A 13,224-nucleotide genomic window follows, 5' to 3' on the forward strand; every position below is an offset into this window, starting at 1 on the left:
GTGTGATCGTGTTCAGTCTTCCGCTTAATCAGTGTACAATAACGCGCTATTTCTAATGCCTGAGGCAAAGCTGTGATCGAAAATTTGCGTAACATCGCCATCATCGCGCACGTTGACCATGGAAAGACCACCCTGGTTGACAAACTGCTGCAACAATCCGGTACTTTTGATGCCCGTACCGAAGCAACAGAGCGCGTGATGGACTCCAATGATTTGGAGAAAGAGCGTGGGATTACCATCCTCGCAAAAAACACCGCCATTAAGTGGAATGACTACCGTATCAACATCGTTGATACCCCGGGACACGCCGACTTCGGTGGTGAAGTTGAGCGCGTCATGTCCATGGTGGACTCGGTGCTGCTGGTTGTAGATGCGATGGATGGCCCTATGCCGCAAACCCGCTTCGTGACCAAAAAAGCGTTCGCGCATGGTCTGAAGCCGATTGTGGTTATCAACAAAGTAGACCGCCCTGGTGCGCGTCCGGATTGGGTTGTTGATCAGGTATTTGACCTGTTCGTTAACCTGGATGCTACTGATGAGCAGCTCGACTTCCCTATCATTTTCGCCTCTGCGCTGAATGGTATTGCAGGTCTTGAGCACACCGACATGGCTGACGATATGACCCCGCTGTATCAGGCGATCGTCGACCACGTTGCGCCTCCGCAGGTTGAGGCTGACGCCCCACTGCAGATGCAAATCTCTCAGCTGGACTACAACAACTACCTGGGCGTGATCGGCATCGGCCGTATCAAGCGCGGTAAAGTTAAGCCTAACCAGCAAGTCACTATCATCGATAGCGAAGGCAAAACCCGTAACGGTAAAGTCGGTAAAGTCCTGACTCACCTGGGTCTTGAGCGTATCGACAGCGACCTGGCAGAAGCGGGCGATATCATTGCTATCACCGGTCTGGGCGAGCTGAACATCTCTGACACCATCTGTGATCCACAGAACGTGCAGGCGCTGCCAGCACTGAGCGTCGATGAGCCAACCGTAACCATGTTCTTTAACGTCAACACCTCACCGTTCTGCGGTAAAGAAGGTAAGTACGTGACTTCACGTCAGATCCTTGAGCGTCTGAACAAAGAACTGGTTCACAACGTGGCACTGCGCGTTGAAGAAACCGAAGATGCTGACGCGTTCCGCGTATCAGGTCGTGGTGAGCTTCACCTGTCAGTTCTGATCGAAAACATGCGTCGTGAAGGTTTCGAACTGGCGGTATCCCGTCCGAAAGTTATCTTCCGCGAAATCGATGGCCGTAAACAGGAGCCATTCGAAAACGTTACGCTGGATATCGAAGAGAACAACCAGGGTTCAGTCATGCAAGCCATGGGTGAGCGTAAGGGCGATCTGAAAAACATGGATCCGGATGGCAAAGGCCGCGTACGTCTCGACTACGTGATCCCAAGCCGTGGCCTGATCGGCTTCCGTAACGAATTCATGACCATGACTTCCGGTACCGGTCTGCTCTACTCTACCTTCAGCCACTACGATGACATTCGTGCGGGCGAAGTGGGCCAGCGTCAGAACGGCGTACTGATCTCCAACGGTCAGGGTAAAGCAGTTGCGTTTGCACTGTTCAGCCTGCAGGACCGCGGTAAGCTGTTCCTGGGTCACGGTGCAGAAGTCTATGAAGGCCAGATCATCGGTATTCACAGCCGTTCTAACGACCTGACAGTTAACTGCCTGACCGGTAAGAAACTGACCAACATGCGTGCTTCAGGTACTGATGAAGCCACGACGCTGGTTCCGCCAATCAAGATGACTCTTGAGCAGGCGATCGAGTTCATCGATGATGACGAACTGGTAGAAGTTACACCACAGTCAGTGCGTATCCGTAAACGTCACCTGACTGAAAACGACCGTAAACGTGCATCACGTGGTCCTAAAGACGCATAATTGCGCCTTTAGCTGATAAAGAGCCCCGCCTGCGGGGCTTTTTTTTTGCCTGAAATTCCTGCCTCTTCAGCCGGGCCAGCGATTATTTGTGGCATATGTCGCGCTTTTTAGCTGCCCGCTGCCGTTTACGCTTTTCTCTCCGCGAGTGCCTGTTCAGCCTGCCCTTTTGCCGCTAGAGTGAATACTCCAGGGAACAGAAGGAGACACACCATGCTGTATATCTTTGATTTGGGCAATGTGATTATTGATATCGACTTTAACCGCGTGCTGGGTGTCTGGAGTGACCTTAGTCGTGTGCCGCTGGCCTCGCTGCAAAGCCATTTCCAGATGGATGAGGCGTTTGAACAACACGAACGTGGCGAGATCAGCGATGAAGATTTCGCGCTGGCGCTGTGTGAAAAGCTGGAAATCGCGCTGAGCTATGAACAGTTTGCCGCTGGCTGGCAGGCGGTATTCGTTGATGTGCGTCCGGAAACCCTGGCGCTGATGAACCGGTTGCGGCTGGAAGGTCATCGGGTGGTGATCCTCTCTAACACCAACAAACTGCATTGCGAATTCTGGCCGACCCAGTATCCGGACGTGCAGCAGGCAGCCGACAAGCTCTATCTCTCCCAGCAGCTGGGCATGCGTAAACCGGAAGCCCGCATTTATCAGCATGTGCTGGACGCAGAAGGTGTGGCTGCCGATCAGGCGGTATTTTTTGACGATAATCCACAGAACATTGAGGCGGCCCGCGCCCTGGGTATTGAAAGTGTACTGGTTACTGACAGTAAAACGGTACCCAACTGGTTTGCAGGTCAACAGTAATTCATGATGTCACGTAAATTTCGTCCCGGGCTGCATGCGTTCTGGTTGTGGCTCAAACTGTTGTGGAAACGCATTGATGAGGATGGCATGACGACCCAGGCCGGTAATCTGGCTTATGTCTCATTGCTGGCGCTGGTGCCGCTGATTGCGGTGGTGTTTGCCCTGTTTGCGGCGTTTCCGGTCTTTTCAGATATCAGCGTGCAGTTGAAGCACTTTGTCTTTACCAATCTGATGCCGGCTGCAGGTAACACGCTGCAACGCTATCTTGAGCAGTTTGTGGCTAACGTAAACCGGATGACGGCGGTCGGAGCGGTCGGCCTGATTGTTACCGCCTTACTGCTGATGCATTCCGTCGATACCGCGTTAAACACCATCTGGCGCAGCAACAAGAAGCGGCCGATGGTCTATTCCTTTGCGGTCTACTGGATGATCCTGACACTTGGCCCGTTACTGGCCGGAGCCAGTCTGGCAATCAGCTCTTATCTGCTGTCGCTGCGCTGGATTAACGCGACAGGCGTCACCAGCCTGGTCGATCAGATGCTGCGAATTTTCCCGCTCCTGCTGTCTTGGCTCGCCTTCTGGTTGCTCTACAGCATCGTTCCTACCCAGCGAGTGCCGCCGCGCGATGCGCTGATTGGCGCGCTGGTTGCCGGTGCGCTGTTTGAGCTGGGCAAAAAGGGCTTTGCGCTCTATGTTACTATGTTCCCCTCTTATCAGCTGATCTACGGCGTACTGGCCGTGATCCCCATTCTGTTTCTCTGGGTCTACTGGACCTGGTGTATTGTGTTGTTAGGCGCTGAAATCACCGTTGCGTTAGCCGACTATCGGCAGTTAAAGCAGCAACACAAAGAGGAGCAACGCGAGGAAACATGATTGCATTGATTCAACGCGTACAGCGCGCCAGCGTCAGCGTCAATCAGGAAGTGGTCGGTGAAATCGATGCCGGTTTACTGGTTTTGCTGGGCGTGGAAAAGGGCGATGACAACGCGCGTGCGGAACGTCTCGCAGAACGCGTATTGGGCTATCGCATCTTTAGTGATGAGCAGGGCAAAATGAACCTGAGTGTTCGCCAGGCGGGCGGAAGCGTGCTGGTGGTGTCACAGTTTACGCTGGCCGCAGATACCCAAAAAGGGATGCGTCCTTCCTTTTCGGGTGGCGCCGAGCCCGCTGAAGCCGAGCGGCTGTATGAATATTTCAGCGACTGCTGTCGCAAGCAGGGCATCACCACGGCTAATGGCCGTTTTGCTGCGGATATGCAGGTCTCGCTGGTGAATGATGGTCCTGTGACGTTCTGGTTACAGGTGTGAAAACGTCAGCTGAGCGGCAGGGAACTGGCCACACATCCGAGCGGGAGAAACATTACATGTATCACCTTCGCGTGCCACAGACGGCGGAAGAGCTGGATATCTATTATCAGTTCCGCTGGGAGATGTTGCGTAAACCTCTGCGTCAGCCGCAGGGGTCGGAACGTGACGCCTGGGATGCGCTGGCGCATCATCAGATGGTGGTTGATGAGCAGGGCAATCCGGTCGCCATCGGCCGTCTCTATATTAATGCCGACAATGAGGCTGCTATCCGCTTCATGGCCGTTCATCCTTCGGTTCAGGGCAAGGGACTGGGTACTCTGGTGGCGATGACGCTGGAATCCGTGGCGCGTCAGGAAGGGGCTAAGCGGGTAACCTGCAGCGCCCGCGAAGATGCTGTCGCTTTCTTCGCTAAACTCGGCTACATCAATCAGGGCGAGATTACCGCGCCGCAGACGACGCCGGTTCGTCACTTTCTGATGATCAAACCGGTCGTCACGCTTGACGATATCCTGCATCGCGCCGACTGGTGCGGTCAGCTGCAACAGGCCTGGTATGATCATATCCCGCTCAGCGAAAAGATGGGCGTTCGTATTCTGCAGTTTACCGGGCAAAAATTTATCACCACCATGCCGGAAGCGGGCAACCAGAATCCACACCAGACGCTGTTCGCTGGCAGCCTGTTTTCGCTGGCAACGCTGACCGGCTGGGGGTTGATTTGGTTGCTGCTGCGCGAGCGTCATCTGGGTGGCACCATTATTCTGGCGGATGCGCACATTCGCTACAGCCACCCCATCAGCGGACGGCCTGGCGCGATTGCCGATCTGGGCTCATTAAGCGGCGATCTCGACCGCCTGGCTCGCGGACGTAAAGCGCGTGTGCAGCTCGAAGTTGAGCTTTTTGGCAATGATGAGTGTGGCGCTGTATTTGAAGGGGTCTATATCGTCCTGCCCGCCGATCCTGACGGGCCGCTGGAAGAGGGCGGTTCCGGCGCGCGTATCAACTAATCATCAGGGCCGCTTCAGCGGCCCTGATCTGTTGTTAACGTACCTCGCCTGCCTGCATGGTCTGCTGCAATTGCTGACTGTCTGTAGTCACCGACAAACTGCCATTAACCGTCGGGCGCAGCGGCTGATTGGCGGTTAATGCACCGCTCAGCTGCAGTTGCATATTGCTGTCACCGGTTAACGGCAGTGCGGGCCATCCCCAGTTCTGCAACACATTCACCGGCACAGCACGACCTGTCAGTTGCAGCGTCAGCGGACGGGCTGGCTGCTGGCCTACGGTGGCCGTTCCTTCGAGCAGACCCTTATTACTGAACGCACTCAGCTCGGTAACCTGAATCTGCTGCTGGTCAGCGCTCAGCGCAATCGACGGATGACGCAGGTCGGTGCGATTAAAGGTTGATTCTGCCGCGTTCAGGCTGAGTTTACCCGACCAGATCCCCCACTGATGCTGCTGCGCCAGCAGCAGGTTTTCACCGGATCCATCCAGTGAGGTCAGCTGGAAGGGAAAAGCCGGATTGATATCGATAATCAGGTTGCGATTAGAGGTGAAGCGCGTCACCGCTACGCTATCCAGCCACGCGGGCAGTGTCGCCTGCCAGCGGTCGCGCCAGTCCTGCGGCAGGGTATATTCCAGTCCGGCCACCGCCAGGTTTTTCAGGGTCAGGCGTTTATCGCTACGCGACCAGTCACCGTCAGCCCGAATCACCCCATTCGCCCAGCGTGAACTGAACTGCGTCAGCGCCACGCCCTGCGGTGAGAAGTCCAGGTTAACGATGGGATCATTTAGTTCGAATCCACCGTTGATAAAATTGCTGGCATTCAGCGCCAGCGAACCATCGTTACTCTGCCAGTCATCACCCTGCCAGTTAACGTTTCTCAGCGTCAGATCCAGATCCGTTACCGCCCAGTCAGGCCCCTGCAGGCGGGCATCGGTCATGTCGAGTCGCGTAATGGCAATGGAGGGGACAACCTGCAGGCTATGCAGGAAATCTTTCAGGCTGCTGGTGGTCTGCAGACGGATGTCGTTCAGGCGCAGCTGATTAATTTTCCAGTTGCCCTGGGCATCGCGCTCACCGTTGCCGGTCATAGAGCCACGCGCCAGGTCGGCACCAATATTGTCAAAGCGCATCCGACCCTGGGAGACACTGCCCTGGATTAGTACGTTTTCACCCGGCACATTATTCAGCGTCATGCTGCCTGCGCTCATCTGGAAGCGGGCATCGCGGCCCAGCATATCAAGGGCAGTGGGTTTCCACGGCAGAATGCCGCCATTAACCTGCTGAGCAAACAGCGGTAACGCGCTGTTGGGGCTGTCGATACGCATATTGTTGAGTTGCAGGCGATCGGCCTGAATCGGTAGCGCGCTGCCTGGTGCCAGATTGGCCAGATTCACTTCTCCATCGCGCAGCTCAAGGCTGCTGAAATGCAGCGGATCGCTGAACTGAATCAGTGCCAGACCGAGATCGACCCGTTTCGCCACCAGAACTGCAGGCTGTCCATCGTGACCAAAGCTGAAGTCATCCAGAATGATGTGAGAGGGAGAGGAGAAATTGTGTTCAATTTTACTCAGGGAGAGATGCCATTCGGTTTTGTCACTCACCCAACGGCTAAACCAGCCTGCACCCCACTGTGTCTGCAACAGAACATAGATCACGACCAGGGTGAAAAGCAGCAGCAAAAGTAAGGTGAGGAAAAACTTTCCAATAAATTTCATAGCATCCTTCCCGAGTTAAATCCGGTGAGAGGTTGTTATGCCTGAATTACCGTTACAGCTCAACAGCCTGGATGTAAATCCGAATAATTAGCAGGCAGGCCGAAGCCTGCCTCTGGCCTTACTTCTCTGGCGGAAAAATCAGGTTGAGTACGATAGCGGTAATACCGCCCGCCGCAATACCGGAAGAGAGCAGGGTTTTCAGCCAGTCAGGCGCAAACTGCAGGATCAGCGGCTGCTGAGAAACGCCCAGGCCCACCGCCAGCGACAGCGCAATAATCATGATGGCGCGGCGGTTAAGCGGCTCGCGTGACACAATGCGAACACCCGAGGCGGCGATGGTGCCGAACATCACAATGGTGGCGCCGCCGAGTACCGGTTCAGGGATCATCTGCACCAGCCCGCTGACCGCCGGGAACAGCCCCAGCACAATCAGCATCAGCGCGACAACAAAGCCGACGTAGCGGCTGGCAACACCGGTTAACTGGATCACGCCATTGTTCTGACCGAAGCAGGAGTTCGGGAAAGTATTAAACAGCGCGGAGACAAAGGAGTTGAGGCCATTCGCCAGCACGCCGCCTTTCAGGCGTTTCATATAGAGGGGGCCGCTGACCGGCTGCTCTGACACATCCGAGGTGGCGGTGATATCGCCGATGGTCTCCAGAGAGGTCACCATAAACACCAGCATCAGCGGGATGAGCAGATTCCAGTCGAAGCCCAGCCCGTAATAGAGCGGGGTCGGCACCACGATTAGCGGCTGATCGATGGGGATTCCGGCAGCAGGCAGTATGCCCATCGCCCAGGCCAGCAGATAGCCCACCGCCATGGCAATGACCAGGGAGGCAACGCGCAGGTAGGGGTTCTTCTGCCGGTTAAGTAGCACGATCACCAGCAGCACAGCCCCTGCCAGCATCAGATTTTTCGGCGCACCAAAAGTATGGTCGTTAATCGCGCTGAAACCGCCGCCAATGGAGGTCAGCCCCACCTGAATCAGCGACAGGCCGATAATCATCACCACGATACCGGAAACCAGCGGCGTGATGATCCGGCGCGCCAGGTGCAATACGCGTGACAGCACCATTTCGGTACAGGAGGCGAGCATCAGCGTACCAAACAGCGCCGCCATCATGGTGGGCACGTCAGCGCCGCCATTTTTTAGCGCCATGCCGCCCATAATCAAGGGCGTAACGAAGTTGAAGCTGGTGCCCTGAATTGACAGCAGGCCCGAACCCACCGGCCCCCATGTTTTGATTTGCAGCAGTGATGCCACACCCGATGCAAACAGCGACATGCTGATCACGTGCCGGGTATCCTCTGCGGGCAGCCCTAACGCCTGACAAATCAGAATCGCGGGGGTAATGACCGCGACAAACATCGCCAGCAGATGTTGACCGGCGGCAAACAGCGTTTGCGGCAGGGGAGGACGATCTTCAAGACGATAAATCAGTTCGCTTTGCGTGGCGGAAGGCTGTTCTGGCTGCGGATTAGTGGACATCTTCTGTTCTTCCCGAAAAATAATGTGGCGATTGTAATCATCCGCAGGCTAAAAGCAATCGTTTGCCCGGCAGGGATAAAAAAGCCGAATCAGAGGGGGGCGTTCAGACGTTGGTATAACGGGTGTTCTCTGGCAGCCAGCGTTCAATTAATGCGCTGGCCTGCTCGGGATAGTGCTGGTGGATGTGGCGCGCCACACGCTGAACTTCGGGCACCATCGCCGCATCGCGCAGCAGGTCGGCCACTTTAAATTCGGCATTGCCGGTCTGACGCGTGCCCAGCAGTTCACCCGGCCCGCGAATCTCCAGATCGAACTGGGCAATGACGAAGCCGTCATTGCTGTCGCGCAGCACCTGTAAACGCTTCTGCGCCGTCTTGCTCAGCGGCGCTTTGTAGAGCAGTACACAGTGTGATGCCACGGCACCACGGCCCACACGGCCCCGCAGCTGATGCAGCTGTGCCAGCCCTAACCGTTCCGGGTTTTCGATGATCATCAGGCTGGCATTCGGCACGTCCACACCAACCTCAATCACAGTCGTCGCCACCAGCAGCTGCAGTTCATTCGCTTTAAACGCCTGCATCACCGCCTGTTTTTCTGCGGGTTTCATGCGGCCATGCACCAGCCCGATGTTTAAGTCGGGCAGCGCCGTTTTCAGGGATTCCCAGCTGGCTTCTGCCGCCTGTGCTTCCAGCAATTCTGACTCTTCAATCAGGGTGCAGACCCAGTAGGCCTGACGCCCTTCGCGGCAGGCATGCTCAACCCGCGCCACAATCTCATCGCGTCGGGTATCGGGGATAGCCACGGTGGTCACCGGTGTACGTCCCGGCGGCAGCTCATCGATGGTTGAGGTATCGAGATCGGCATAAGCGGTCATCGCCAGGGTGCGCGGAATCGGTGTGGCGGTCATGATCAGCTGATGCGGGTGGAAGCCCTGCTCCTCACCTTTCTCCCACAGCGCCAGTCGCTGGTGGACGCCGAACCGGTGCTGCTCATCAATAATGACCAGTGCCAGACCGTTGAACTGCACCTGCTCCTGAAACAGGGCATGTGTGCCCACCACCATCGCCACCTGACCGCTGGCTATCGCTTCCTGCTGTGCCTGGCGGGCTTTGCCTTTCTGTTTTCCGGCCAGCCAGCCCACTTCAATGCCCAGCGGCGCAAACCACTGGCGGAAGTTACTGGCGTGCTGTTCAGCCAGCAGTTCGGTCGGCGCCATCAGGGCAACCTGCTTACCATGTGCGATAACGTTCAGCGCAGAAAGCGCGGCGACCAGTGTCTTACCCGAGCCGACGTCACCCTGCACCAGCCGCATCATCGGAAAGTCATTTGCCAGATCTTTCTCTATCTCCGCCACCACGCGTTTCTGCGCATTGGTCGGTGAAAAGGGCAGCGCTGCCAGCAGCTGGTCGCTAAGGTTGTGCCGGGGAAGCATAGGTAAAGCGTAATAGCGCTGAGCACCGGCGCGTACCGCCAGCATGCTGAGGTTGTGTGCCAGCAGCTCTTCCAGAATCAATCTGCGTTGTGCCGGATGACGACCACTCTCCAGCTCGCTGAGTTTTAGATCGGGTGGTGGACGATGCAGCGTGCGGAGCGCATCTGGCAGGCTGATTAAACCGCCGCTCAGTTCCTGCGGCAGCAGTTCGGCAATCGGGCAGCTCTCCAGCAGCGTCAGTGCCTGATCGGTGAGATTACGCAGCGTGGCCTGCCGAATACCTTCGGTGGTGGGATAAACCGGCGTTAAGGTCTCTTCCAGCGTCACATTGCTCTGTTCGCCCTGGATCCGGTATTCGGGATGGATAATCTCAGCGCCACGCTGACCGCGTTTAATTTCACCATACGCGGTGACGCGCCGGCCCGGCGACAGGTTGTTCTTCATCCCGGCATTGAAATTAAAGAAGCGCATCGTCAGTACGCCGCTGCCATCGCTAATCTGGCACACCATCATCCGGCGGCGACCAAAGGTGATATCTGTGTGCAGCACTTCGCCTTCTACTGTGGCCCAGATACCGGGCAGCAGATCATCAATGGCATAAAGTTGGGTACGATCTTCGTAGCGTAGCGGGAGATGAAGCAGGAGATCCTGAATGGTATGCAGGTCAATTTTGGCCAGCTTTGCCGCCTGGCTGGCACCGACGCCGGTCAGGGTACTGAGCGGGATGGCATCCAGCAGACGGCCTTTCATCTTCTTTTACCGGTCGATTGCATGGTTGCCCACCAGCTGGGATCGGCGTCGACTTCGCCCTGCGCATTGATGCGCGGATAGGGTAAACCTTTCTGTTTTGCGACCCGCGCCAGTACCGGGAATCCGCCTTCGAACAACAGACGTTGCTGCTCATCTTCGTCCAGCAGGCTGTAGTCGCGCAGGTACAGACCCGCGTTCTGCCGCTGCCGCTGTGCTTCATACAGGATCAGCGCGCAGGCGACCGAGACATTCAGCGACTGCACCATACCCACCATCGGAATCACAATCTGCCGATCGGCCAGCGCCAGCGCTTCTTCGGTGATGCCGGTTTTTTCCTGGCCCATCAGGATGCAGGTCGGAAGGGTATAATCGATCTCACGGAAATCCACGGCATCGGCAGAGAGATGGGTCGCTAAAACCTGCATCTTCTGTTGTTTGAGCTTTTTTACAGCATCGCCGATGGTGGGATGGGTGACCACTTTAACCCAACTGTTGCTTCCGGCAGATGCGGAAGCCTGAGTGCGCATCCGCTGGCTCGGCCAGACGGCATGCACTTCGTGGATGCCGACGGCGTCCGCCGTGCGGATCACTGCGGAAACATTGTGCGGCTTATGCACCTGCTCCATACAGACCGTGAGATCGTGCTGGCGCAGTGCCAGCATCGCCTGAATCCGGGCAAATCGTTGATCGTTCATGCCTAATTACGGTTACGATGGACTTTGATCACATCCGGCATCACGCGAATTTTACGCATGATATTCGCCAGATGGACGCGATCACGTGCGGTCAGGCGGATAAAGGCGCTGTAAACGCGGCCATCACGCTCTTCGGTATTCAGGCTCTGAATATTGGAACCGGCCGTGTTGATTGCCGCCGTCAGGTTAGCCAGTGCACCCTGATGGTTAAACATGTCGACTTTGATTTCCGCCACGAACTCCTGCTCGGTGACTTTATCCCACTCGACCGGCATGAATTTTTCAGGCTCTTTCTGGTAGCCGCGAATATTCCGACAGGATTCATGATGCACCACCAGCCCTTTGCCGGGACTGACATGGGCAACAATCGGGTCACCGGGAATCGGACGGCAGCATTTGGCGAAGGTAATCAACACGCCATCTGCACCTTTGATCGGCAGTTTACCGCGCTTGCTGTTGCTGCTGATGGCGTTGCTGTCAGCCTGCAACAGGTTCTTCGCCACCACCACGCTCATCGCATTGCCCAGACCGATTTCTGCCAGCAGATCGTCAAGCGAGGTCAGCTTCATACGATCCAGCTCCTGCCTGATATTCTCAGGCGGAATCTCAGCCAGTTTACGGCTGCCGCCCAGCGCATGGCTGAGCAGGCGGCGACCCAGATTGACTGAGTCTTCGCGTTTGAGGTTTTTCAGCAGCTGACGAATTTTTGCGCGGGCTTTGGAGCTGACGACAAAGTTGAGCCAGGCGGCGTTAGGACGGGCGCCTGGCGCGGTGATGATCTCAATCGTCTGACCGCTGGTCAGGGTTTGCGACAGCGGATAAGGCTGGCGGTCAACGCGTGCGCCAACGCAGGCATGGCCGATATCGGTGTGGACCGCATAAGCGAAGTCCACCGGCGTCGCACCGGTTGGCAGCTCAACAATGCGGCCTTCAGGTGTAAAGACGTAGATCTCATCGGGAAAGAGATCGGACTTCACGCTTTCAATAAATTCAAACGAACTGCCCGCACTCTGTTGCAGCTCCAGCAGGCTTTGCAGCCAGCGCTGAGCGCGAATCTGTGCGGTGGTGCCACTTTCGCCCGCCTGTTTATAAGCCCAGTGCGCAGCGACCCCCATTTCCGCCATCTGATCCATATCCTCGGTGCGAATCTGTACTTCGACCGGCACGCCATGCGGACCAATCATTGAGGTATGGAGCGATTGATAGCCGTTCGCTTTGGGGATGGCGATATAATCTTTGACGCGGCCCGGACGCGGTTTATACAAACTGTGCATCTGGCCCAGAACGCGATAGCAGGTATCCAGATCTTTCACGATGACGCGAAAGGCATAGATATCCATGATCGAGTGAAAACGCTGCTCTTTCAGCGTCATTTTGCGGTAAATCGAGTAAAGATGCTTTTCACGCCCGCTGACGCGGCAGGGAATGCCCGCTTCCTGCAAACGGCCGTCGATCTCAGAAAGAATCTTCTGGATCATCTCTTTACGATTACCGCGCGCGGCTTTCACCACCTCTTTAATGACCCGATAACGGTTCGGATAGAGGGCCTCAAAACCGAGCTCTTCCAGCTCTGTTTTAAGATGATGAATACCCAGGCGGTGCGCCAGCGGACTGTAAATCTCTAACGTTTCCAGCGCGATGCGGCGACGTTTGTCCGGGCGTAATGCGCCGAGAGTGCGCATATTGTGGGTGCGGTCAGCCAGCTTGATGAGAATGACGCGGATATCCTGCACCATCGCCATAATCATCTTGCGGAAGTTCTCTGCCTGCGCTTCTTTCTTGTCGCGGAATTTCAGCTTATCCAGCTTGGAAACGCCTTCGACCAGTTCCGCCACGCTTTTACCGAACAGTTGTTCCATGTCCTGGTAAGTGGCAGGCGTATCTTCGATCACGTCATGCAGCAGCGCGGCCATGAGAGTTTCATGGTCGAGCTTCATTTCCGCCAGAATACAGGCCACGGCAACCGGATGGGTGATATAAGGCTCACCGCTGGAGCGTGTCTGTCCCTCGTGGGCATCACGTGCGACAAGGTAGGCTTGCTGAAGGCGCTTGATCTGCTCCTCTGGCAAGTATTTTTCAATCAGTTGATTGAGGCTTTCAAACAGATACAAGGGCGACCTGCAGGTG

At 56.1% G+C, this 13,224-nt stretch carries 10 protein-coding genes; 5 read left to right on the plus strand and 5 right to left on the minus strand.

All coding sequences use genetic code 11. The features are described from left to right. The first annotated feature begins 72 nt into the window (after positions 1–72). The 5 genes from typA to fabY all read left to right on the plus strand — a co-directional run bounded on the left by typA (position 73) and on the right by fabY (position 5,014). Positions 73–1,896 (plus strand): ribosome-dependent GTPase TypA, encoded by a 1,824-nt coding sequence (gene typA, locus PAG01S_RS19950; RefSeq protein ID WP_010258429.1) that lies wholly within the window; start codon positions 73–75, stop codon positions 1,894–1,896. Positions 1,897–2,106: 210 nt separating this feature from the next. Beyond that, positions 2,107–2,703, plus strand: coding sequence for a glucose-1-phosphatase (yihX, locus tag PAG01S_RS19955; RefSeq protein ID WP_062759622.1), 597 nt, complete (start codon positions 2,107–2,109; stop codon positions 2,701–2,703). A gap of 3 nt (positions 2,704–2,706) precedes the next feature. Next, positions 2,707–3,576 carry a virulence factor BrkB family protein gene (locus tag PAG01S_RS19960; RefSeq protein WP_010672108.1) on the plus strand — a complete coding sequence of 290 codons (870 nt, stop codon included), beginning with the start codon at positions 2,707–2,709 and terminating at the stop codon, positions 3,574–3,576. After that, positions 3,573–4,010: a D-aminoacyl-tRNA deacylase gene (dtd, locus tag PAG01S_RS19965; RefSeq protein WP_022624890.1), complete on the plus strand. Its 438-nt coding sequence runs from the start codon at positions 3,573–3,575 to the stop codon at positions 4,008–4,010. The genes PAG01S_RS19960 and dtd overlap by 4 nt, the downstream gene beginning before the upstream one ends. Before the next feature lie 56 nt (positions 4,011–4,066). Further along, positions 4,067–5,014 (plus strand): fatty acid biosynthesis protein FabY, encoded by a 948-nt coding sequence (gene fabY, locus PAG01S_RS19970; RefSeq protein WP_010258423.1) that lies wholly within the window; start codon positions 4,067–4,069, stop codon positions 5,012–5,014. A 34-nt stretch (positions 5,015–5,048) separates the two neighbouring features. Here fabY and PAG01S_RS19975 read toward each other — a convergent pair whose 3' ends face one another. The 5 genes from PAG01S_RS19975 to spoT form a co-directional block, all read right to left on the minus strand. Continuing rightward, on the minus strand, positions 5,049–6,728 hold the full coding sequence (locus PAG01S_RS19975; RefSeq protein WP_062759623.1) for an AsmA family protein: 1,680 nt from the start codon (positions 6,726–6,728) through the stop codon (positions 5,049–5,051). A gap of 118 nt (positions 6,729–6,846) precedes the next feature. After that, a complete protein-coding gene (locus PAG01S_RS19980) occupies positions 6,847–8,220 on the minus strand; it encodes a nucleobase:cation symporter-2 family protein (RefSeq protein ID WP_062759624.1) in 1,374 nt (457 codons plus the stop codon). Positions 8,221–8,323: 103 nt separating this feature from the next. Beyond that, a complete protein-coding gene (recG, locus tag PAG01S_RS19985; protein WP_010258417.1) occupies positions 8,324–10,402 on the minus strand; it encodes an ATP-dependent DNA helicase RecG in 2,079 nt (692 codons plus the stop codon). Next, the gene (trmH, locus tag PAG01S_RS19990; protein WP_010258414.1) at positions 10,399–11,097 is read right to left on the minus strand and encodes a tRNA (guanosine(18)-2'-O)-methyltransferase TrmH; all 699 of its coding nucleotides are present in this window, start codon (positions 11,095–11,097) and stop codon (positions 10,399–10,401) included. Before trmH ends, recG begins: the two co-directional genes overlap by 4 nt. 2 nt (positions 11,098–11,099) lie before the next feature. Continuing rightward, positions 11,100–13,208 carry a bifunctional GTP diphosphokinase/guanosine-3',5'-bis pyrophosphate 3'-pyrophosphohydrolase gene (gene spoT / locus PAG01S_RS19995; RefSeq protein ID WP_010258411.1) on the minus strand — a complete coding sequence of 703 codons (2,109 nt, stop codon included), beginning with the start codon at positions 13,206–13,208 and terminating at the stop codon, positions 11,100–11,102. Positions 13,209–13,224 lie beyond the last annotated feature (16 nt).

Origin of the sequence: Pantoea agglomerans NBRC 102470 (assembly GCF_001598475.1) — a bacterium.
Taxonomy (GTDB): domain Bacteria; phylum Pseudomonadota; class Gammaproteobacteria; order Enterobacterales; family Enterobacteriaceae; genus Pantoea; species Pantoea agglomerans.